Origin of the sequence: Pelomonas cellulosilytica (assembly GCF_021353265.1) — a bacterium.
In the GTDB taxonomy this organism is placed as follows: Bacteria; Pseudomonadota; Gammaproteobacteria; order Burkholderiales; family Burkholderiaceae_C; genus Pelomonas; species Pelomonas cellulosilytica.
Genome location: NZ_JAJTWU010000003.1, coordinates 669,242 through 691,307, shown reverse-complemented (window position 1 = coordinate 691,307; position 22,066 = coordinate 669,242). Strand labels below are relative to the sequence as shown.

The 22,066-nt window shown below is 66.8% G+C and carries 23 protein-coding genes; 9 read left to right on the top strand and 14 right to left on the bottom strand.

Translation table 11 applies throughout. The features are described from left to right. Positions 1-4: 4 nt before the first annotated feature. The 5 genes from LXT13_RS10625 to LXT13_RS10605 form a co-directional block, all read right to left on the bottom strand. Complete coding sequence (locus LXT13_RS10625; protein ID WP_233371891.1) at positions 5-2,149, bottom strand: Cache 3/Cache 2 fusion domain-containing protein; 2,145 nt, start codon at positions 2,147-2,149, stop codon at positions 5-7. 183 nt (positions 2,150-2,332) lie between these two features. Further along, positions 2,333-2,863: a chemotaxis protein CheW gene (locus tag LXT13_RS10620; RefSeq protein ID WP_233371890.1), complete on the bottom strand. Its 531-nt coding sequence runs from the start codon at positions 2,861-2,863 to the stop codon at positions 2,333-2,335. Between the two features lie 25 nt (positions 2,864-2,888). Beyond that, entirely contained in the window at positions 2,889-5,042 is a 2,154-nt protein-coding gene (locus LXT13_RS10615) for a chemotaxis protein CheA (protein ID WP_233371889.1), read from the bottom strand. A gap of 24 nt (positions 5,043-5,066) precedes the next feature. Next, complete coding sequence (locus LXT13_RS10610; RefSeq protein ID WP_233371888.1) at positions 5,067-5,432, bottom strand: response regulator; 366 nt, start codon at positions 5,430-5,432, stop codon at positions 5,067-5,069. A 48-nt stretch (positions 5,433-5,480) separates the two neighbouring features. Next, positions 5,481-5,948, bottom strand: a complete 468-nt coding sequence (locus tag LXT13_RS10605) for a hypothetical protein (protein WP_233371887.1) — start codon at positions 5,946-5,948, stop codon at positions 5,481-5,483. Between the two features lie 218 nt (positions 5,949-6,166). Between LXT13_RS10605 and LXT13_RS10600 the strand changes: the two genes are divergently transcribed. The 9 genes from LXT13_RS10600 (at position 6,167) to LXT13_RS10560 (ending at position 15,745) form a co-directional block, all read left to right on the top strand. Then, the gene (locus LXT13_RS10600) at positions 6,167-7,327 is read left to right on the top strand and encodes a hybrid sensor histidine kinase/response regulator (RefSeq protein ID WP_233371886.1); all 1,161 of its coding nucleotides are present in this window, start codon (positions 6,167-6,169) and stop codon (positions 7,325-7,327) included. Continuing rightward, on the top strand, positions 7,324-7,971 hold the full coding sequence (locus tag LXT13_RS10595; RefSeq protein WP_233371885.1) for a response regulator: 648 nt from the start codon (positions 7,324-7,326) through the stop codon (positions 7,969-7,971). The genes LXT13_RS10600 and LXT13_RS10595 overlap by 4 nt, the downstream gene beginning before the upstream one ends. Positions 7,972-8,578: 607 nt before the next feature. Continuing rightward, the gene (locus tag LXT13_RS10590) at positions 8,579-8,923 is read left to right on the top strand and encodes a helix-turn-helix domain-containing protein (protein WP_233371884.1); all 345 of its coding nucleotides are present in this window, start codon (positions 8,579-8,581) and stop codon (positions 8,921-8,923) included. Further along, a complete protein-coding gene (locus LXT13_RS10585; protein WP_233371883.1) occupies positions 8,913-10,193 on the top strand; it encodes a type II toxin-antitoxin system HipA family toxin in 1,281 nt (426 codons plus the stop codon). The genes LXT13_RS10590 and LXT13_RS10585 overlap by 11 nt, the downstream gene beginning before the upstream one ends. A 110-nt stretch (positions 10,194-10,303) precedes the next feature. Next, a complete protein-coding gene (locus LXT13_RS10580; protein ID WP_233371882.1) occupies positions 10,304-10,801 on the top strand; it encodes a hypothetical protein in 498 nt (165 codons plus the stop codon). A 526-nt stretch (positions 10,802-11,327) separates the two neighbouring features. Next, positions 11,328-12,542: an efflux RND transporter periplasmic adaptor subunit gene (locus LXT13_RS10575; protein WP_233371881.1), complete on the top strand. Its 1,215-nt coding sequence runs from the start codon at positions 11,328-11,330 to the stop codon at positions 12,540-12,542. After that, positions 12,539-13,240: an ABC transporter ATP-binding protein gene (locus LXT13_RS10570; RefSeq protein WP_419964662.1), complete on the top strand. Its 702-nt coding sequence runs from the start codon at positions 12,539-12,541 to the stop codon at positions 13,238-13,240. The genes LXT13_RS10575 and LXT13_RS10570 overlap by 4 nt, the downstream gene beginning before the upstream one ends. Before the next feature lie 16 nt (positions 13,241-13,256). Continuing rightward, positions 13,257-14,426: an ABC transporter permease gene (locus tag LXT13_RS10565; RefSeq protein ID WP_233371879.1), complete on the top strand. Its 1,170-nt coding sequence runs from the start codon at positions 13,257-13,259 to the stop codon at positions 14,424-14,426. A 2-nt stretch (positions 14,427-14,428) separates the two neighbouring features. Then, positions 14,429-15,745, top strand: a complete 1,317-nt coding sequence (locus tag LXT13_RS10560) for an ABC transporter permease (RefSeq protein WP_233371878.1) — start codon at positions 14,429-14,431, stop codon at positions 15,743-15,745. A 9-nt stretch (positions 15,746-15,754) separates the two neighbouring features. Here the strand turns inward: LXT13_RS10560 and fliR are convergent, their stop codons facing one another. From fliR to fliJ, 9 genes are all read right to left on the bottom strand, one after another. Beyond that, entirely contained in the window at positions 15,755-16,519 is a 765-nt protein-coding gene (gene fliR / locus LXT13_RS10555) for a flagellar biosynthetic protein FliR (protein ID WP_233371877.1), read from the bottom strand. Between the two features lie 127 nt (positions 16,520-16,646). Then, positions 16,647-16,916, bottom strand: a complete 270-nt coding sequence (gene fliQ / locus LXT13_RS10550) for a flagellar biosynthesis protein FliQ (protein WP_233371876.1) — start codon at positions 16,914-16,916, stop codon at positions 16,647-16,649. Positions 16,917-16,929: 13 nt separating this feature from the next. Then, positions 16,930-17,676, bottom strand: coding sequence for a flagellar type III secretion system pore protein FliP (gene fliP / locus LXT13_RS10545; RefSeq protein ID WP_233371875.1), 747 nt, complete (start codon positions 17,674-17,676; stop codon positions 16,930-16,932). Then, entirely contained in the window at positions 17,666-17,989 is a 324-nt protein-coding gene (locus tag LXT13_RS10540; protein WP_233371874.1) for a FliO/MopB family protein, read from the bottom strand. Before LXT13_RS10540 ends, fliP begins: the two co-directional genes overlap by 11 nt. A 188-nt stretch (positions 17,990-18,177) precedes the next feature. Further along, positions 18,178-18,624: a flagellar motor switch protein FliN gene (gene fliN, locus LXT13_RS10535; protein WP_233371873.1), complete on the bottom strand. Its 447-nt coding sequence runs from the start codon at positions 18,622-18,624 to the stop codon at positions 18,178-18,180. Beyond that, on the bottom strand, positions 18,614-19,618 hold the full coding sequence (fliM, locus tag LXT13_RS10530; RefSeq protein WP_233371872.1) for a flagellar motor switch protein FliM: 1,005 nt from the start codon (positions 19,616-19,618) through the stop codon (positions 18,614-18,616). Before fliM ends, fliN begins: the two co-directional genes overlap by 11 nt. A 6-nt stretch (positions 19,619-19,624) precedes the next feature. Then, positions 19,625-20,218 (bottom strand): flagellar basal body-associated FliL family protein, encoded by a 594-nt coding sequence (locus LXT13_RS10525; RefSeq protein WP_233371871.1) that lies wholly within the window; start codon positions 20,216-20,218, stop codon positions 19,625-19,627. Positions 20,219-20,333: 115 nt separating this feature from the next. Continuing rightward, positions 20,334-21,587, bottom strand: a complete 1,254-nt coding sequence (locus LXT13_RS10520; protein ID WP_233371870.1) for a flagellar hook-length control protein FliK — start codon at positions 21,585-21,587, stop codon at positions 20,334-20,336. Positions 21,588-21,594: 7 nt separating this feature from the next. Next, positions 21,595-22,050, bottom strand: a complete 456-nt coding sequence (gene fliJ / locus LXT13_RS10515; protein WP_233371869.1) for a flagellar export protein FliJ — start codon at positions 22,048-22,050, stop codon at positions 21,595-21,597. Positions 22,051-22,066: the final 16 nt, after the last annotated feature.

Below are 22,066 nucleotides of genomic sequence, written 5' to 3'. Positions count from 1 at the left end.
CAGCTCAGAACGTCTCCCAGTCGCCTTCGCTCGCCGTGGCGGCGGGCGACGGCGAGGGTGCCCGGCGCGGAGCCACCGGCTCGGCCACCGGCGGTTTCGCGCGCGGGGCGGGGTTGCTCGCCACGTGCGCGGTGATTGCCGGCTTCGGGGCTGGCGGTGTCGGCGGACGAGCCGTGGCCAGCGTGGGTGAGCGCGTGCGGGCCGGTGCAGGCGGCGTGGGCCCCGACCCGGAGCCGGAGACGCGGAACACCGAGACCGCCTCGATCAGCCGGTGCGCCTGATCCTTCAGGCTTTGCGCGGCGGCGGCAGACTCCTCCACGAGCGCGGCGTTCTGCTGCGTCATCTGGTCCAGTTGCACGACTGACGTGTTGACGGACGCGATGCCCTCGCTCTGCTCAGCAGCGGCGGCGGTGATCTCGCCCATGATGTCGTGCACGCGCTGCACGCCGGTGACGATCTCGGTCATCGTCGTGCCGGCCGTCTGGACGAGGCGGGCGCCGTTCTCTACGCGCTCGACGCTGTTGCCGATCAGCGACTTGATCTCCTTGGCCGCCTCGGCGCTGCGCCCGGCCAGCGACCGCACCTCGCCTGCCACGACGGCGAAGCCGCGGCCCTGCTCGCCGGCCCGTGCCGCCTCGACGGCCGCGTTCAGCGCCAGGATGTTGGTCTGGAACGCGATGCCGTCGATGGTGCCGATGATGTCGGCGATCTTGCGGCTGGCGGCATTGATCTCGTCCATCGTCGTGACGACCTGGCCGACGACTTCGCCGCCGCGCGTGGCTGCCGCGGCCGCCGATTGCACGAGCTGGTTGGCCGTGCGGGCCGAGTCGGCGGTCTGGCGCAGCGTGCCGGTCAGCTCGCTCATCGACGAGGCGGCGTTCTGCAGGTTGCTGGCGGTCTGTTCGGTGCGCTGGCTGAGGTCGAGGTTGCCGCTGGCGATCTCGGTGCTGGCCGTGCCGATGCTGTCCACCGAGTGGCGCACGGTGCCGATGGTGTCGGCCAGTCGCAGGCGCATGCGCTCGGCATCCTCGATCAGCGCGCCGATCTCGTCGTTGCGCTCGCTGCTGACCGACTGGCCCAGGTCGCCTTCGGCGATGGCGCCGACGGCGCGCTGCAGCGTGCGCAGCGGGCGTGCGACCCAGCGGCGCATCATCCACATCAGCCCGAAGCCCAGCGCGACGGTCGTCAGCGCCAGCGCTCCCCAGAAGAACCACAGCGTCGAGCGTCCGACGGCCTCTGCTTCGGCCCGCGACAACTGGGCGACGACCCAGTAGCTGCTCTTTTCCGTACGGCGGGCGATGGCGAAGTTGTCCTTCAGGCCGTTGCCCAGCACGTCGGGAGCATCCTCGATGAAGGCCATGGTGCCCTGCTGTTCGGCCAGCACCTTCTCGATGCCCGGCGCCACGTCGGTCAGCAGCTTGCCCTTGGCGGTGGGGTGGGTGACGAGCCTGGCCTTGGTCGGGTCTTTGGGCACCTGGACGACGTAGGTGCCACCATGCTCGAAGAAGCGAGCGCCGAGGGCCATGCGGTCCATCGTGGCCTCGAAGGCCTCGAGGTCGTAGCCGACGAAGAGGATGCCGACCACCTGGCCCGCCGTGCTCTTGATGGGCTCGTAATAGGCCATATAGGAGCGGCCAAACAGCTGCGCACGGCCGGTGAAGGACTTGCCCTCCGAGAGCGCGGCGTAGGGAGCGCCCTGGCGGTCGAGCAGCGTGCCCATGGCGCGCTCGCCCTTTTCGTTCTTCACCGACGTGGTGATGCGCACGAAGTCCGAGCCCTTGGCCGCGAACACCGTGGCGACGCCGCCGTTGACCTCGGCGAACCTGTCCACCTGCGCGAAGTTGCCGTTGATCTTGGTGTCGCCGCTACGCAGTTCGCCTGTGGACTCGTCGAGCGTGAAGTTCCCCGGGAACTCCTGGCGGAACGATCCGAACGCGCGCCGGGTCTGCGTCGCGGCCAGATCGTCCATGGCCTTCATCGTGTCGGCGAGCGTGCCGGCCTTGTCCTGCACCCAGGTCTGAACCTGGTCCTGGGAAGAGCGCTTCAGCAGCGCGCCGACGATGAGGCTGACCACGAGCAGAATGGCAGCGACGGCCGTGGCGCCGGACAGCGACACCTGCCGGGCAATTGACTGAACGGGTTGATGCACGGGCACCTCCTGAATCCGGTTGCAAGACGATGTGACGCCCTGCCGCTCCCTTCTTGTCGTGGAGTTCGGCAGAACGGCGAAGACCTGGCGGTCCGGGGCTCGTAAGCGCCCGGCGCGTCAGGTCTTCCTTGTCTCCAACCGCCCCTTTTGGGGGGGGCAGCGCCTCGAGGTGCTTGTCGGCCCTTAGGCCGCGACGGCGGCTTCCATCAGCCCCATTTCGGCGCTGCTCATCAGGCCTTCGATGTCCATCAGGATCAGCATGCGCTCAGCCACCGAGCCGATGCCCGTGATGAAGCTGGTGTCCACCGAGGCGGCGTTCAGCTCCGGAGCGGGCTTGATGGCATCGCGGTTGAGTTCCAGCACGTCGGACACCGAGTCCACGACGGCGCCGACGACGCGGTTGCGCACGTTCAGCACGATGACGACGGTGAAACTGTTGTACTCGGCCGTGGGGCAGTTCAGCTTCAGGCGCAGATCGACGATGGGGACGATGACGCCCCGCAGGTTGACGACGCCCTTGATGAAGTCCGGCGCGTTGGCGATGCGCGTGGGCGGTTCGTAGGAGCGGATCTCCTGCACCTTCAGGATGTCGATGCCGTATTCCTCGGAGCCGAGCCGGAAGGTCAGGTACTCGCCGCTGGCAGGCCCATGGGTCTTGTTCGTGGTGGTGACAGCGCCGGTCTGGCGCAGGGCGGGGACGTTGCTGGCTTCCATGCGGCCTCTCCTCGTATGTAGTTGGTTAGTGGCGCGAGCGGCGCACCAGGCTGCCGACGTCCAGGATCAGGGCCACGCGGCCGTCACCCATGATGGTGGCGCCGGACACGTCGTTGACCTTGCGGTAGTTGGCTTCGAGGTTCTTCACGACGACCTGCTGCTGGCCGAGCAGCTCGTCCACCAGCAGCGCGACGCGGCCGCCTTCGGCCTCGACGACGACCATGATCGAGCTCACGTGCTCGAAGTCGAAGCGCGGCACATCGAAGACCTTCTCGAGCTCGATGACGGGCATGTACTCGTCACGCACCTCGACGACGCGGCCGGAGCCGGCGACGGTCTTGATCGTGTCGGCCTGCACCTGGAAGGATTCGACGACGGACGACAGCGGCAGGATGTAGCACTCGTCGCCCACGCCCACGCTCATGCCGTCCATGATGGCGAGCGTGAGCGGCAGGCGCACGGACACCTTCATGCCGTAGCCTTCGGCGGAGTCGATTTCCACCGTTCCGCCCAGCGACGTGATGTTCTTCTTGACCACGTCCATGCCGACGCCGCGGCCCGACACGTCGGTCACCACGTCTGCGGTCGAGAAGCCCGGCGCGAAGATCAGGTTCCAGCATTCGGCGTCGGTCATCGTGTCCGGCGCGTCGATGCCCTTCTCGCGGGCCTTCTTGATCAGCTTCTCGCGGTTCAGGCCGCGGCCGTCGTCGCGCACCTCGATGACGATGCTGCCACCCTGGTGGGAGGCGACGAGCGTGATCGTGCCCTGCTCGGACTTGCCCTTGGCGACGCGGTCAGCGGGCATCTCGATGCCGTGGTCGCAGCTGTTGCGCACGAGGTGGGTCAGCGGGTCGGTGATCTTCTCGACCAGGCTCTTGTCCAGCTCGGTCGCTTCACCCTGCGTGACCAGTTCGACCTTCTTGCCCAGCTTGGCCGCCAGGTCGCGCAGCATGCGCGGGAAGCGGTTGAACACCGTGGCCATCGGGATCATGCGGATCGACATGACCGACTCTTGCAGGTCGCGCGTGTTGCGCTCCAGGTCGGCCAGGCCGCTGGTGAGCTGCTGGTACAGCGCCGGATCCAGCTCGCGACTGTTTTGCGCGAGCATGGCCTGCGTGATGACGAGTTCACCGACGAGGTTGATGAGCTGGTCGACCTTCTCGATGGACACGCGCAGCGTCGTCTGGTCCAGGCCGCCGCCGGCCGGCTTGGCCTCGGTCTTGGCGGGCGTGGTCGGACGGGCCGGAACGATGGCTGCAGTTGTCGCCACGGCCGGCGCAGGGGCCGCAGCGGCGGGTTCGGGCGCGGCTGCCGAGCCTTCCGGCACGCCGGGCGCGTCGTCGAAGAAGCCGTAGCCCGGGTCGGTGGACGGCGCCTCGGCCGGCGGTGCGCCGGGGGCGCCGTCGTAGAAGCCAAAGCCCGTGCCCAGCGGCATCAGCTTGACCTGTTCGCGAGCGACGTGGAACGTGAAGAGATCGAGCAGGTCGTTGTCGGTGGAGCTGGTCAGCACCTTGAAGCGGCGCATGCCGTCGGAGCTCTGACCGGCGTCCAGCGGCTCGATGGTGCCGAGGTCGGTGATTTCCTTGAACAGCTCGACGAGGTTGTCGGCCACGGCGGGGTCAGGCAGCGGGCCGACCTGCAACTCGAGCAGCCGGGCGCCGGGGCTGGCCTTGGCCGCGGGTGCGGCGGCGGGCGCCGCAGCGGGGGCCGCTTGCGGAGCCGGTGCCGGGGTGGCCGCAGCGGGTGCCGGGGCGCCGCCGCCTTCCACGAAACGCTTGATGTTCTGCAGCAACTCGGCAGTGTCGACGGGGTCGGCACCCGATCCCTGATGGCGGCCGAGCTGGGCGCGCAGCGCGTCGCCAGACTGCAGCAGCACGTCCACCATCGGGGCGGTGGGCTGCAGTTCATGGCGGCGCAGCTTGTCCAGCAGCGTCTCCATCTGGTGAGTCAGCTCCGCGACGTCGCTGAAGCCGAACGTCGCCGCGCCACCCTTGATGGAGTGGGCGCAGCGGAAGATGGCGTTCATCTCCTCGTCGTCGGGAGCCTCGACGTTCACGTTGAGCAGCAACTGCTCCATGTTGTCGAGGTTCTCGCCGGCTTCCTCGAAGAAGACCTGGTAGAACTGGCTAAGGTCGATACCGGCGCTGATGCTGGCGCCTTCTGAAGTCATGTCACCCATGGCTGATGCTCCCCTCGCGTACCTTCAGCGGATGACCTTGCCGATCACCTCGATCAGCTTGGCAGGATCGAACGGCTTGACGAGCCAGCCCGTGGCCCCCGCGGCGCGGCCGGCCTGCTTCATCGCATCGCTGGACTCGGTGGTCAGGATCAGGATGGGCGTAGTCTTGAACTTCGGGTTCTCGCGCAGCTTCTTGGTCAGGCTGATGCCATCCATGCGCGGCATGTTCTGGTCCGTCAGCACCAGGTCGAAATCGCGCTGGCCGGACTTTTCCCAGGCGTCCTGGCCGTCCACGGCTTCGACCACGTTGAAGCCGGCGTTCTTGAGCGTGAAGGCCACCATCTGGCGCATCGAGGCCGAGTCGTCGACAGCAAGGATTGAGTGGGTCATCTGGTTATCTCCGAGGGAACGTGTTGCCTGGGTGGGAGGTGGCGGGGTTCAGAAAAGTTCGATGGATCCAGCGTCCATCTCATCCTGCGTGACCGGATTGGGTCGCAGCGGCGCAATCTCGACGACGGCCACGCCGTCCTCGTCGTCCATGCCGAAGGTGTCGCGCGCTAGCTGGTCGGCGCAGTTGCGCAGGCGCTGGCTGGTGTGGGCGATCAGCTGCGTCGCCATGTCCTGGAATTGCAGGGCCGTGATGGCGCCCGCGATGTCTTGCATGATCTGCTTGAGACCTTCAGAGGCGGCGCTGCCGTCGCTGCCGCTGAGCAGCGTCATGACCTGGCCGGACGCGCTGTAGAAGTGCGTCGACAGGGCCTCGCCGGCATCGTCGAGAAGGCGCTGCAGCCGCTCGAGGTCGTTGGTCACCGTCATCAGGTGATCCTGCAGCTCCGCAGCCGCCAGCAAAGGCATGGCGCCCATGGCTCCGTCGAGTTCGGCTGCGTTGGAGGTATCGGTCTGCATCGTTTCTCCGCGAGGGGATGCTGCTTCTTGTCCCAAGGCCCTATGGATGTAATCAGGGCGAATCAATCATGGCATGTTCACCCCATTTTCGACCCGTGTCGACGTTGAGATGGGCCGAGAACGAGCCGTATTACCGCTCTCGGGCCCGTTGAGTGTGGCGGGGTGGCGCGGCCGCTGCGGGGGGCTTGCCCGTGCGGCTGACGGCATACTGCGCGACCATGACGATTTCTGGTGTAGAGCGGACGAACCGGGTCCTGCGCGTGCTGCATGTCGAGGATTCCGACCTTGACCACCAGCTCATCCTCGCGCAGCTGACCCGAGCCGGCGTGCGCGTGGAGATGGAGCGGCTGGACGCGTTGTCCGCGGTGCTGGCGGCGCTGGACCGCCGCTGGGACGCCGTCATCTCGGACTACAACCTGCCCGGCTACTCCGGCCTGGATGTGCTGGAGGCCATCAAGGCGCGGCAACTGCTGATGCCGTTCATCCTCGTGTCCGGCGAGATCGGCGAGGACGCGGCCGTCTCGGCCATGCGCAACGGCGCATCGGACTACCTGCTGAAGAACAACCTGGCGCGCCTGGTGCCGGCGCTGCTGCATGCCATCGACGCTGCGGACAACGAGCGGGCACGGCACATCGCCGACGAGGAACTCGTCAAGTCCAAGCAACGGCTGCACCAACTGGCCGGCCATCTGCAGACCAGCGTGGAGCTGGAGCGGGCGGCCATCGCCCGCGAGATTCATGACGATGTCGGCGGCTCGTTGACCGCGATCAAGTTCGACCTTGCCTGGATCGACCGTCATGCGCAGGATCCGCAGATCAAGCAGCGCGTCGTCGCGGCGCTGGAGACTGTCAGCTCGGCCATCGAAGCCAGCCAGCGCATCATGCACAACCTGCGGCCGGCCATCCTGGAGCAGGGCCTGGTCGCTGCGCTGCAATGGATGACGGCTCGCTTCGAGCGCCGCACCGGCATCGAGGCGGCACTGCGGGTCGGCGAGCAGCGCCTCGCCCTGCCATCGGGCGTTCCGCTCGTGGCCTACCGCACGGCGCAGGAGGCGCTGACGAATGTGTCGAAGCATTCCGGCGCGACGCGTGTGGACGTCGAGCTGAGCCTGGACTCTGGGGTGCTGACGCTGGAGATCCACGATAACGGCCGGGGCATCGCCCCCGAGGATCTGGCCAAGGAGCGCTCCTTCGGCATCCGCGGCCTGCATGAACGCGCCGCGACGGTGGGCGGCTGGGTGGACCTGTCCAGCACGCCAGGCTCCGGCACCAGCCTCATCCTGACCGTGCCGCTGGAGGCCGACGCCATCGACGCCCTCGACGACTCGACCGACTTCGGCAAGGATGACGTCAGCCAATCCATCTGGGGGCGTCTGTGATTAAGGTCATCCTCTGTGACGACCACGGCCTGATCCGCCGTGGCATCCGCGACACCCTCAGCGACGCCCAGGACATCGAGGTCATCGGCGAGGCCGGTGACTACACCGAGCTCCGCGGTCTGCTGCACAAGCTCGGCAAGGATAACCCGTGCGACGTGCTGGTGCTGGACATCAACATGCCCGGCCGCTCGGGCCTGGACGTGCTGCACGTGCTGAAGGAAGAGGGCGCGCCGGTGCGGGCGCTCGTCGTGTCGATGTACCCGGAGGACCAGTACGCCATCCGCGCGCTGCGCGCCGGCGCCTACGGCTACGTCAACAAGGGCGGCGACCCGGCCACGCTCGTGCAGGCGGTGCGCACCGTCGCGCAGGGGCGCAAGTACGTGACGCCGGAGATCGCGCAGATGCTCGTGGAAAGCCTCACCGCGCCTGTGACCGAGCAGGCGCACCAGAAGCTGTCCGACCGCGAGCTGCAGACGCTCGTCATGATCGCGTCGGGCAAGCGGCTCTCGGACATCGCCGAGGAGCTGATGCTCAGCCCCAAGACCGTCAGCGTCTACCGCGCCCGCGTGCTGGAGAAGCTGGGGCTGACGAACAACTCCGAGCTGACGGTCTACGCGATCCGCAACGGCCTCGTCGCGAGTTGACCACTGCGCAGCAGCCGTGTTGCGCGCTGCTGCAGCTGCTGCGGTGATTTCTAAACAGCTGCACGCCAGTCTGCTGCTTTTTCGACAGGTTAGCGGCGCAGGTGGATTTCAGATCAACGAACTGTTCGCGATCTATGCCAGCGCCGGCCCCGGTCGACTGGATGTGACAGGCGCTCTGATCCACCGTTGCCTGGACAACTAGATCGCGTCGTTGGAACCGGCACTCGACGCCGTTGCACCTACAGAGGACGACGCGTGGGCTCGCTTTCGTGAGCGCCAGCGCGGTGCGCGGTACGGGCTGCAGCAGCTACGCACCACGCTCGACCAGACCAAAGTTAGCCAGCAAACTGGTGAGCAAGCCTGTTGATAAGCCTTGCCCAGCGCGCCTAAGTGCCTGTCTCATCGCGATTTCCTTCAGGTGCTCGATTGCTGCACAGCAGCGTGCGCATGCGGGTGCTTGGGGGGCGTGCTGATTTGCCGGGCGTGAGTAAAAAAACAACCTAGAAAGCATTCTAGGTTTGTTAAAGTGCTCTCAAGAGCATCTTCATTGACTTTGCGTGGTGCGGGCCGTAAGGCCATAGGCATGCGCCAGCGACTACACACCGCGATGACCGCACGCAACAAGCTCCTCACGGCTCCGCCTTATGAGGTTGAGCAGACGCTGACACGCCTTGGCGCAAACCTGCGAACCGCACGTCTGCGGCGCAACCTGACCATTCCCGAGATGGCCGAGAAGATCGGGACGGGGGTGCGCGCCGTGACGGATGCCGAGAAGGGCAAGCCCTCGACGGGCATTGCTGTGTACCTGGCCTTGCTGTGGGCGCTCGGGCTGCTCGATCAGGCAGCGAGCCTTGCCGCGCCAGAAACGGACGCTGAGGGCCAGACGCTGGCACTGGCGCGCGAGCGCATGCGGGCACGGCGAGGTGCAGGAGCGCTCGACAATGACTTCTGAGCCCGGCGAGTGCTTCGTCTACATCACGCTGCCGGGGTGGACCGTGCCGGTGACGGCAGGTCGTTTTTCGTTGAGTCTGGGCCGCACGGGCCTGCCGGAAGGTCGCTTCGTCTATGGCCGTAGCTACCTGGAGCGCCCCGACGCGGTACCGCTCGATCCAATCGAGCTGAAGCTGACGCCCAGGGTGTACGAGACGGCGGCGCTCGGCGGCGTCTTTGGCGCGCTGCGCGACTCAAGCCCGGATTTCTGGGGCCGGCGCGTCATTGAGCGACATCTTGGGCGCGTCTCGCTTGGCGAGCTGGACTATCTGCTGCACTCGCCTGACGACCGAGCGGGTGCGCTTGGCTTCGGCTTGAACCGCGAGCCACCCGCACCCAAGCGCCAGTTCAATCGAACGCTGGACTTGGCCGAACTGCAGCGCCTGGCAGACGCCATCGTTGCCCAGGAAGGCGATGCTGACAGCGGTGATACCGCGCAGGTCGAGAATCTGCTGCTGCTCGGCACCTCCATGGGCGGCGCGAGGCCAAAGGCCGTGGTGGAGGACGATGACGGGCTGTGGATCGCAAAGTTCAACCGGCCCGATGACACATGGGACAGCGCGAAGGTGGAGCATGCCATGTTGGTCCTCGCGCGAGCATGCGGCCTGGACGTGGCGGAGAGTCGCGTCGCCCAGGTAGCCGGGCGTTCCGTGCTGCTGGTGAAGCGCTTCGACCGGCAACGAATCGACGATGGCTACATGCGCGCCCGCATGGTCAGCGCGCTGACGTTGCTGCGTGCCGAAGACACGCATCGCTCACGCGAGCGATGGTCCTATGTTGCGCTGGCCGAAGAGCTGCGGCGCGCCTGCGCCGAACCTGAGCGCAATGCGCGTGAGCTGTTCCGGCGCATGTGCTTCAACGCGCTCATCAGCAACACTGATGACCATCCGCGCAACCATGCGGTGATCGCACGGAGCGCCGAATGGATGTTGTCGCCCGCTTATGACCTGACTCCTACCGCTCCGGTGAGTCTGGAGCGGCGCGACCTGGCGATGATCTGTGGCGACGCGGGCCGTCTGGCCAGCGCCGGCAACCTACTGAGCCAACATGCGCGGTTCCTGCTGACGCCCGACGAGGCGAGCACCATCGTCCGCACGATGCGCGAGCAGGTGCGTTCGACTTGGTATGCCACGGCGAGGGCGGCCGGCGTCACCGAGCGCGATTGCGGGCGGATTGCTGGTGCGTTCGCCTATCCGGGGTTTGATACGACGCGCAATGAATCGCTTTCGTGATGCCACTGTCAGCTCATCGACCATCGATGCGTCAGCCACCGATTGGGAGGCGAGGTTTGGCACCCATGAACTGAGTTGCGTGTTGGTTTTCAATAATCTTGAGAATTAAGATGACTAAACAATTCCTATTTTCATTGACGCTCGTTCAAGCAGCGTTCCTTTGCTCATCAGCTACTGCTTGCGAATCTTCGGAAAAGGTGATCTTCGAATGCCAGTCAAAAACTCATCGCGTGACATTTTGTGAAACCGGATCTGCGAAGTCGCAATCATGGATTGTAAAATATCGTTATGAGCGCATTGGTGGCAATATAGAGCTGGCATATCCTGCGAATGCGACCACTCGTGCACATGATGCCTTTACCTACAACCACGATACTTGGTCCAAAGGTGAACGCTCGGTGGTCTCCTTCGTCAATGGAGGTTACCGATATTTCGTTCATCATGCATCGACAGCCGGCGTGGAGGATGAAACACCGAATGAGGCCGGCGTGCGTGTGTTTAAAAATGGCGCATTGGTGGCAGACATCAAATGCGACCTGCCCACAGTAAAAGACAACATGTTTAAGGCGTTCAACCAAGCCGGCTTGAAACAGTACGAAGAAAAATAGAAATAGTACTGACCTTACCAGCGGAGCAGTCGAAGTCGCTAGTGCTGACATGACTTGGCCTGATTGTTAAGTTGGCTCAGGTGGCTCTTCTGGCGAGCTACCAGCCTCATAGCCTTGGCGACAACAAGTCTCCACCTCTGTCGCGGTAGCGGGTATTGGAGAAACCGGCCAGGCAAGGCGCGGCGCGGGCCCCTGGCCAGGCTAGAACCCGGGGCCAGCACCGCTGATGGGCCGGTCGTGCGGGGCCCATGCCGGCAGCGTGTGGTTCGCGTCCCCCAGCACGCTATTGAGGGCCAGCACGGCTGTCAGGCGTGCGGCGGGGCAGCCTTATGGGGCGAGGCGGCGCAGGTGCTGGCTTTTCACCATTGGCGCGGCGACTTGCCGTTCATCCCGTCCTGTCGTCGATTCGGCTCCGTCACGCGCCGCTCGTCGAAACCCCGGGTCTCATGGCAGCGCTGTCTGTGCACAATTCCCGGAAATCAACGGGTGCAGACCCTCTCGGGAGCCAGCCATCGATACCGGACTGTTGAAGGACTTGCGCATCGACAACGCGCAACGCGATGAACATGGCGGTGGGCCGCCGAAGTGGGTTTGGGGCGCCGTGGCCGCCGCGGTGGTGGCGGTGGCCGCGGGCGGGGCCGCCTGGTGGTTCCTGGCCGGCAACAAGCCGGTGCCCGTGCAGACGGTGAGCGTCCGCGCCAACGGCCAGGGCGTCAGCGCCGACGCCGTGCTGCAGGCCACCGGCTACGTGACGGCCCGGCGCATGGCCACGGTGTCAGCCCAGATCACCGGCACGCTGACCGAGGTGCTCATCGACGAGGGCTTCAAGGTCAGGAAGGGCCAGGTGCTCGCGCGGCTGGAAGATACGGGTCTGAAGGCGGGCCTGGCCGCCGCCGAGGCGCAGGTACGCACCGCCGAGGCCAACCAGGGCCAGCTCATGGCGCAGCTCGCCCAGGCCGAGGCCGACGCGCGACGGCAGGCAGAGCTGGCCGCCAGTGGCATGACGACGCGCCAGACGCAGGAACAGACGGCTACCGCTGTCAAGACGTACAAGGCGCAGATCGAGGCGTCGCGGCGCCAGATCGAGGTGGCCCAGGCGCAGCTGCGCCAGGCCCGGGTCAACTACGACTATGCAACGGTGCGGGCACCGTTCGATGGTGTCGTCACGGCCCGCGCGGCCCAGGTGGGCGAGATCATCTCGCCGCTGTCGGCGGGCGGCGGCTTCACGCGCACGGGCGTCGGCACCATCGTCGACATGGACTCGCTGGAGGTGAACGTCGACGTCAACGAGGCCTACATCGCCCAGGTCAAGCCGGACATGCCCTGCGAGGCGGTGCTGGACGCCTACCCGGACTGGAAGATCCCGTCGCATGTCGTGGCCGTCATCCCCAGTGCCGACCGCGGCAAGGCCACCGTCAAAGTGCGCGTGGCGCTGGAGCAGAAGGACGATCGCGTTGTGCCTGACATGGGCGTGCGCGTGAGCTTCCTGGCCGCCAAGCCCAAGACCGAGTCCAGGCCGGTGCCGGGCGTGCTGGTGCCGCCGGAGGCCGTCACCCAGCGTGATGGTGCCCCCGTGGTGTTCGTCGTGCGGGACAACCGCGCCGAACCCCGCGCGGTGCAACTGGGTGCCGATGTCGGCAAGTTCAAGCTGGCCACTAGCGGCCTCAAATCCGGCGAGACCGTCGTGGTGTCGCCACCGCCCGAGCTGAAGCAGGGCTCCACCGTCGTGAACAAGGAATGACCATGACCGCACTGATCCAAGTCCGTGACCTGTCCAAGGTCTACATCCGCGGCAAGCAGAAGGTCGAGGTGCTGCACCACATCGACCTGGACGTGCAGCAGGGTGACTTCCTCGCGCTGATGGGGCCGTCGGGCTCCGGCAAGACGACGCTGCTCAACCTGATGGGCGGGCTGGACGCGCCCAGCGGCGGCTCGATCAACGTCGGTGGCGAACGCATCGACCAGCTCTCCGGCGCGGCACTGGCCAAGTGGCGTGCGTCTCGCGTGGGCTTCGTGTTCCAGTTCTACAACCTGATGCCCACGTTGTCGGCGCAGAAGAACGTGGAACTGCCGCTGCTGCTGACGAGGCTGTCGGCGGGGGAGCGCAAGAAGCGTGCTGGCATCGCGCTGCAGTTGGTGGGCCTGGCCGACCGCGCCTCGCACAAGCCGACCGAGCTGTCCGGCGGCCAGCAGCAGCGCGTGTCGATCGCGCGGGCGATCGTGTCGGACCCGACGCTGCTGGTCTGCGACGAGCCCACCGGCGACCTGGACCGCCAGTCCGCCGAGGATGTGCTGACGCTGCTGCAGGCACTCAACCGGGAGCATGGCAAGACCATCGTCATGGTCACGCACGACCCGCGCGCCGCAGCCCGTGCGAGCCACACGTTGCACCTGGACAAGGGCCGCCTCGTCACCGAGGCCGAACTCGCGGCCGCCTGACGCAAGGAGCCCGACCATGAAATACCTCCACCTGATCTGGGCGGCGTTGTTCAGGCGCAAGCTGCGGACCATCCTGACCCTCGTGTCCATCATCACGGCCTTCCTGCTGTTCGGGCTGCTGGACGCCGTGCGCGTGGGCTTCGACGAGGCCGGCAAGAGCGCCAACGGCGCGCAGCGGCTGCAGACGAACTCGCGGCTGAGCTTCATTCAGCTTCTGCCGATGTCGCTGGGCGCGCGCATTGCCGCCATCGACGGCGTCAAGGACGTGGCCTATGCCAACTGGTTTGGCGGCGCCTACCAGAAGCCCGAGAACGCGGTGTTCAGCTTCGCGGTGTCGCCCAATTATCTGGACGTCTATCCGGAGATGGAGGTCTCGGCCGAGCAGCGCAAGGCGTTTGCCGAGACCAAGAACGGCGCCATCGTCGGCGAGGGTCTGGCGAAGAAGTTCGGCTGGAAGCTGGGCGATCAGGTGCCGATGCAGTCGACCATCTACCCGGACCGCAACGGCAGCCAGAACTGGTCCTTCCAGATCGTCGGCATCCTCCATGTCGCCGACAAGAAGTCCAACGGCTGGTTCGATCAGATGTTCCTGTTCAACTGGAAGTACTTCGACGACACGACGTCGTGGAACAACGGCCAGGTCGGCTGGTACGTGACGCGCGTGAAGGACGTGAACCAGGCCGACCGCGTGCTCAAGGCGATTGACGAGATCTCCGCCAACTCCGACCACGAGACCCGCACGCAGACCGAGGCCGCCGCAATGTCCGGCTGGATGAAGCAGGTGGCGGACATCAACCTCATCGTCACGTCCATCATGGGCGCCGTGTTCTTCACGCTGCTGCTGCTGGCCGGTAACACGATGATGCAGGCGGTCCGTGAGCGCACCGGCGAGATCGCGGTGCTGAAGACACTGGGCTTCCCGGGTGGCAGCGTGCTGGGCATGGTGCTGGCCGAAGCCGTGCTGCTGCTGCTCATAGGCGGCGCGATCGGACTGCTGCTGGCCAGCGTCATCGGCCCGGCGGTTAGCGCCGGCAGCGGTGGCGTGCTGAACCTGCCAGCCGCGGGCCTGGGCAGCTGGATGACCGGCGTGGGCCTGGCTCTCGTCTTCGGTCTGGCCGTGGGTGCCGCCCCGGCGCTGCGCGCGATGCGCGTCAACATCACCGATGCTCTGGCCGGGAGGGCTTGACCATGAAGTTCCTGAAGAACCTCGGACTCGTCCTGCTGCTGTTCATCCTGCTGGCCGTGTGGGTGGTGCTGCCCTGGCAGGGGGCCTTGATCCTGGCTGCTTTGCTGGCGCTGTGGATGTTCGTCTTCCGCAGTGGCATGCAGACCCGTTCGGTCGCGGCGGTGGGCATCAGCACGCTGACGCAGCGACTCGGCTCGTCGGCCGTCATCGTTGTCGGCATCGCCGGTGTCGTGGGCGTGCTGGTGTCGCTGCTGGCCATGGCGGAGGGCTACGGGCAGACGCTACGCAACTCCGGCAGCCTGGATACGGCCATCGTCATGCGCGGCGCCTCGGCCAACGAGGTGTCGTCGTCACTGACGCGCGACGACCTCGTGCAGATCTCGCAAGCGCCGGGCGTGGCGCGCAACGCCAAAGGCGAAGCCATCCTGTCGGCCGAGACGGTCGTGGCCGCCAACCTGCCGGTCAAGGGCAGCAAGACGGACGACCAGGCCAGCGCCCAGGTACGTGGCGTCAGCGAAGCCGCCTTCGCCGTGCGGCCCAACGTGAAGATCGTCCAGGGCAAGAGTTTCCAGCCGGGTCTGCGCGAGCTCATCGTTGGCAAGGGCGCGTTGCGGCAGTTCGACGGGTTGCAGGTCGGTGCCACGATGAAGCTGGGCAACCAGCCGTGGACGGTGGTGGGCATCTTTGCGTCGGGCGACGCGATGGAATCCGAGCTGTGGGGCGACGCGACGATGGTCAACGACGCCTACCGGCGCGGCAACGGCGCCAACTCCGCCACCGTGAAGCTCGAGAACCCGGCGGCGATCAAGGCCTTCGGCGAGTCGCTGGAGAACAACCCGCAGCTCAAGGTCAAGGCGATGACGACGGTGGAGTTCTTCGCCAAGCAGAGTGAGCGGATGACGCAGATCTTGCGCATCATCGGCATCACCGTCGGCGCGATCATGGCCGTGGGCGCGGTGTTCGGCGCGCTCAACACGATGTTCGCTGCCGTCGCCACCCGGGCACGGGAGATCGCCACGCTGCGTGCCATCGGCTTCCGCGGCCTGCCGGTCGTCATCGCCGTGATGCTGGAGACAACGCTGCTGGCGCTTGTCGGCGGGGTGATTGGCGGTGGCCTGGCCTACCTGGTGTTCAACGGCTTCGAGGCATCCACGATGGCGGCAGGCTCGGTGGGCAAGCTGAGCTTCAACCTCGCGGTGTCGCCGCAGCTTCTGTGGGAAGGCATCAAGTGGGCGCTGGCCATCGGCTTCGTCGGCGGGCTCTTCCCGGCGGTACGGGCAGCGTCGCTGCCGGTGACGACCGCATTGCGGGAGGCCTGAGGAAGGCTTTCAGCTGAAGGCGGCCAGCAGCCGCTCCAGCGCCACCATGAAGGGCGTCTGCATCAGCGGCAGCGTGGCCACCATGCCGATGAGGCCGATGCTGACGGTCAGCGGGAAACCGACGGAGAAGACGCCGATCTGCGGGGCGACGCGCGAAATGACGCCCATCACGAGGTTGACGAACATCAGCATCGTGATGAGCGGCAACGCGATCCACAGGCCGATGCTGAAGATCTCCGCGCCCCATTGCTGGGGCATGGCCACGCGCAGGAAGGCGAAGGGCTCGGCGCCGACCGGAAACGCGTGAAAGCTCTGGATCAGCGCGTTGATGAGCAGCAGGTGGCCGTTGATCGCGATGAACAGGAAGGCCACCATGCTGCCGAAGAAGCGCGCGCTGGCCGTGCCCTGGGCGCCGGTGCCGGGGTCGAAGAAGCCGGCGAAGTTCAGGCCCATCTGCAAGCCGATGATCTCGCCGGCGAACTCCAGCGCGGCGAAGACGATGCGAACGGCGAAGCCCATGGCCAGGCCGATCAGCAGTTGCTGGGCGATGAGCAGCGTGAGGGCGGGGAGCGAGTCCAGCGGCGTCGGCGGGATGTCCGGCAGCGACGGCTGGGCGGCGACAGCGATGAAGAGGCTCAGGCCGACGCGCAGCCGCAACGGCACGTTGCGCTGACTGAAGGTAGGCATGCCGGCGAACAGCGCCAGCGTGCGGATGAAGGGCCACAGCAGCGGATTCAGCCAGGCGAGGAGCTGGGCTTCGGTGACGGAGAACATGGCGGGTTCAGACGCTCCGTCGTTGTTTCGGCGGGCTGGGCAGGGCCGTGCCGGGAGCCTGCGGCCGGGAGGGATTCCCGGCCGAGGCTGGCCAACGAGACACCGCCATCGCGAATCCCCCGAAGCCTCAGCCCACCACCGACGGAATCGCCTGCAGCGTCCGCTGGATGTACTCCACCAGCGTCGTCAACATCCACGGTCCGGCCACGGCCAGCGTCAGCACGGCGGCGACCACCTTCGGCACGAAGGACAGCGTCGCCTCGTTGATCTGCGTCGCAGCCTGAATCACGCTGATCACGACGCCGACGAGCAGCACCACGATCAGGATGGGTGCGGCCACCAGCATCAGCATGTAGAGGCCTTGCTGGCCGAAGGTGAAGACTTGTTGGGCGTCCATGGCAATCTTGCAGTCAGGTCACGAAGCTCGCGGCGAGCGAGCCGAGCAGGAGGTTCCAGCCGTCCGCCAGCACGAACAGCATCAGCTTGAAGGGCAGGGCGACGAGCACCGGCGACAGCATCATCATCCCCAGGCTCATCAGCACGCTTGCCACGATCATGTCGATGACGAGGAAGGGGATGAACACGAGGAAGGCGATCTGGAAGGCGCTTTTCAGCTCGCTGGTGACGAAGGCCGGCACCAGCACCTTGAAGGGCACGTTCTCCGGCTTCACGCTGGCATCCACCTTGGCGAGCTTGGAGAACAGCGCCACGTCGGCCTGGCGCGTCTGCTTCAGCATGAAGCCGCGCATCGGCACCTCGGCCCGGCTCAGCGCCTCGTCGAACTGGATCTGGCCGGCGCTGTAGGGCTGCCACGCGTCGCTGTAGACCTTGTCTAGCGTCGGGCTCATGACGAAGAAGGTCAGGAACAGGCTCAGGCCCACGATGACCTGGTTGGGTGGCGCGGCCTGCGTGCCCAGCGCCTGGCGCATCAGGCTCAGCACGATGGCGATGCGGGTGAACGCCGTCATCATCAGGATGACCGCCGGCAGAAAGCCCAGCGCCGTGAAGAACAGCAGCGTCTGGATGGGCACCGAGTAGCTGCCGCCGGCGCCCTGGCCGACGAGCAGCGGCAGCGTGGCTGGTGGCGTCTGGGCCTGGGCGAGGGCGCCGCCGGCAGCCAGCAGCAGCGTGGCGCCGATGAAGGCCTTACGCCTCATGGCCACGCTCCCGGTTCAGCAGCTTGGCGAAGGATGCGGGCGCTGGCGGCTCGGCCTGTGGCGCCATCACATGCAGCGTGTTGATGTTCTGCGCCGTGGCGCCGAGCACCAGCCAGCGGCGGTCATCGCCCTGGCCAACCTCAACGACCAGCAGCCGCTGGTTGGGCGCGGTCGGCAGCTGCGCGACGACGCGCAGCACGCCAGCGGCAGCCGCACCGCCCATCGGCGTGCGCTTGAGCAGCCACAGCGCGACGGGAATCAGCGCGACGATGCCGAGGAACCAGAGAAATGGGAGCAGGCCGGAAGCATTCATGCCTCGGCATTCTGTGGGGCGACTTGAGCTGTCGAAGCCGCCAAATAGGCGGGCAGTCACTGCCTAGTCAGGCGATTGCCGCCGCCGCAGGCACGGCGCCTTCTATCAGCCGCCGCGGAACCGGCTTTGCCGGGGCGCCATCGGCACCCCCTTGAGGGTCCCAGCGGCGCCGCAAAGGGGTGGGCTGTTCAGCCGCCTTTCGACAGGCGCCGCATGCGCTCGGACGGCGTGACGATGTCGGTCAGCCGGATGCCGAACTTGTCGTTCACCACCACCACCTCGCCCTGGGCGATCAGGTAGCCGTTGACGAGCACGTCCATCGGTTCGCCGGCCAGCGCGTCCAGTTCCACGACGGAGCCCTGGGCCAGCTGCAGGATGTTCTTGATCGGGATGCGCGTGCGGCCGAGCTCGACGGTCAGCTGGACGGGGATGTCCAGGATCATGTTGATGTCGCCGGCCGGGCCGCCCGCGGTCGTCGGCGTGAAGTTGGCGAAGCTCGGCGTGGACACCTGCTCGGGCACTTCGGCCACGACCTCGGACGCCGATGGCGTGGCCGCGGAGGCCTCGGCCAGCGCGGCGGCCCATTCGGCCGCCATCGCGTCCTGTTCTTCTTGGCTGGGTGAATCAGGACTCATGTTTGGCTCCCAGCCAGCTCTCCTGCGAACTGGTCAGCATCTTGTCGACTTTGAGGGCGTAGCGACCGTTGGACGTGCCGTAGTGGCATTGGAAGACGGGCACGCCGTCGACCTTGGTCTGGATCATCGGGTCCAGGTCCAGCTCGATGAAGTCGCCCGGCTTGAAGGCCAGCAGCTGCTCCATCGTCGCCGGTGCGGTGCCGAGCTCGGCCACCAGTTCCACCTCGGCGGCCTGGATCTGCGTCTTCAGCAGGTTGATCCAGCGGCGGTCAGGCTCGGAGGAGTCGCCGACCGTCGTCGAATACAGCACGTCGCGGATGGGCTCCAGCGTGGAGTACGGGATGCAGAAATAGATCGTGCCGCTGGTCTCGCCGATCTCCAGCGTGAAGGAGGTCGACACGACGATCTCGCTGGGCGTGGCGATATTGGCGAACTGCGGCTGCATCTCCGAGCGCTGGTACTCCAGCTCCAGCGGATAGATGCCTTTCCACGCCTTGTGGTACTCGGCCAGGATGACCTCGACGATGCGCGTGATGACGCGCTGCTCGGTGGGCGAGAAGTCGCGGCCCTCGATGCGTGCGTGGAACTTGCCGATGCCGCCGAACAGGCTGTCGATGACGGCGAAGACCAGCGTCGGGTCGCAGACGATCAGCCCGCTGCCGCGCAGCGGCTTGACGGAGACGATGTTGAAGTTGGTCGGGACGACGATCTCGCGCAGGAAGGCGCTGTACTTCTGCACCTTGATGCCACCGATGGCGACTTCGGGGCTCTTGCGGATGAAGTTGAACATCCCCACGCGGATGTTGCGCGCGAAGCGTTCGTTGATGATCTCCATCGTGGGCATGCGCCCACGGACGATCCGTTCCTGGCTCGCGATGTTGTATTCGCGAATGCCGCCGACCTGCTCCTCTTCCTGCTCGAGCTTCTGGCTCTCGCCGGTGATGCCCTGGAGCAGTGCATCGACTTCGTCTTGCGAAAGAATCTGCTGATTCATTTGCGCTTATTGCACGATGAAGTTGGAGAAGAGGACCTGGGTCACCGGGCTCTCGACGTGGGCCTTTTTCTTCTTCTTTTTCTTGGGCGGGTCGGTGGGTTCTTCCTCGTCGTCGTCGAGTTCGATGCCCATGGGCCGGACCGACTCGCGCATGATTTCCTTGGCCAGCTTTTCCTTGCCCTCGCGGGTCAGAAGCTCGACGGCCGTCTTGTGCGCCAGCACCATCAGCACGTTGGAACGGATGGCCGGCATGTAGGCCTTGATCTGGTCGGCGAACTTCGGGTCCTCGACCTGCAGCGTGACGCCGATCTGCGCAAAACGGTCCACGTCCTTGTCGGCCAGGTTCACGGTGAACGGGTCCAGCGGCACGAAGGTGGGCGGGTGTTCGTTCTTGGCGTGAGCCTTGGGCTTGGGCGCGGCTTCCACGGCGTCGGCGCCGTCCTCGCCGTCCTCTGCGGCTGGTTTCTTCTTCAGCAGCATGAGCGCGGCGCCGCCGCCGATCAGCACCAGCAGCAGCACGGCCGCAATGATGATGATCAGCTTCTTCTTGTTGCCGCCCTTGACGGGGGCGGCGGCATCGGCAGCTGGCGCAGTCGCCATGAGAACTCCTTGGACGTCAGCGACCCATGGCAAGGGTCACTTTGCGTTCGATTATTGACCCGCCCCCCTGGCGGCAAGCGTGGATTAGGACGCGCCAGGCGTGGCTATTTCCCGTCTAGGCGAAGGTGTCGAGCAGGCCCACGGTTCGCCGGGCCGCTGGTGTGCCGATGCTGGCCGTGGCGCCGAGACGATCGCCACCGCCGCCGCCACTGCGCGTGCCGGTTTTGTTGTCGTCAGCACCCTGGCGCATGCCGTCCGCGTCGCGCCGCGCCTGCTGGAAGACGCCGCCACCCGACAGCGTCAGCCCCTGGCCCTGCAGCGCTGCGGCGAGGTCGGGCAGGCTCTGCTCCAGCACCTGGCGCGTCTCGGCGTGCGCCGCATGGAAGGACACCTGGGCCTGGCTGCCGTCGACGGTGATCTGCACGGCCACGGGCCCCATCTCGGCCGGGTTGAGCTGCAGTTCGGCGTGCTGCACGCCGTCCACCGCCATCAGGCTGACGCGCGTGCCGAGCTCCGGCGCGAAGGCCGCGCTGTGCAGCGATGCCTGGACAGGGGCCGGCGTCGCCGTGGCGTCGGCCTGGGGGGCGACGACCTGCGCAGGCAGCGCGTGGGCCAGCGTGGCGGCGAAGCTCGCGGCCGGCGCCACCGTGTCGGTGCCGGGGCGGGAGTCGGGTGCGGCCGCCAGTGGCGCGGCGGTGATGGCGCTGGCCTGCGTGGTGGCGCGCTCTGCGCGGGCCTCCGCGGCTTGGGCTGGCGTCGCAGTCGTGGGCTCGATCGGGGCTTCGGTCCGGGACTCAGGGCTGCCCGGGCGGGCCGTGGCGCGTCCGCCCGTGACGGTGCGCGCGCTGTCGTCCTCCGTGGGGTTGTTCTTCGCCGTGTGGCCCAGGCGAGCCTCGGGTCGGGCCGCGGTGTCTGACGGTGCCTGCGGCGTCATGCCGAGCAGCTGCGTGAATTCCTGGAGCTGAGGTGCAACGTCTTTGTCGTCGTCGGCATCGGCTGCGGCCGGGTCCGTGGCGGCAGCGTCGCTGGTCTGGCTCTTGTCAGTCTTGTCCGCCTTGCCGTTCTTGTCGCCTGCAACCTTGCCCTGCGGCGGCGCGTCCGCTGGGCGGCGCGGCGCCGGGGCTGTGGCCTTGGGCGGAGCGTCGCGATGCGTGCTGGTTGCAGGCGGCTTGTTTCCGGAGGCCTCGGAAGAGGCGTCAGCGCGGGGTGCCGGGGCCGGCGCCGGCGGGGTGGGCGGGGCGGCCTGCGGCGCTGGCTGCCCGGTCAGGAACTGCGAGAAGCTCGGACCACTGGACGGGCTGGCCGCGGGCTGGGGAGCCGGCGGCAGTGCGGCCGGCTTGGGGGCGATGGTCTGGGCGCTGCTGAGCATGGTCGGTTCAGAGGTGGGCGACGCGGCGCAGGTGGGCGCGCGCAGCGAATTCGTCGGCAGCGCGCTGCTCGCGGCGTTGATCAGCCTTGGTGGCCTCGGCCCGGCGGCGGGCGATGAGCTGGCGCAGCGCGGCCACGCGCATCTCGGCCTCGCGCAACGCCTCCCGCGCCCGGACCTGCCGCTGGTCGGCGTACTGGGCCACGTTGCCCTGGGCGTCGACCGCCTGGTCCAGCCGTTGGCCGAAGCTGCGGTAGCAGCCGACGATTTCCATCGTCGTGGCCTGTCCGAAGCTTTGTGTCCAGCGCTGCTGGTAGTCCTGCCGGTAGCCGGCCAGTTCGCCGTGTTGCGCGCGGGCGGCCTGAGCCTGCTGGCCGGCGGCATGCAGCGCGCGCGCGGCGGCGTCACGTTCGCCCTCGGCGCGTTCCAGCAAAAGGCCCAGCGTGTCGGTGGCGGATGCACTCATTCAAACAACTCCAGCG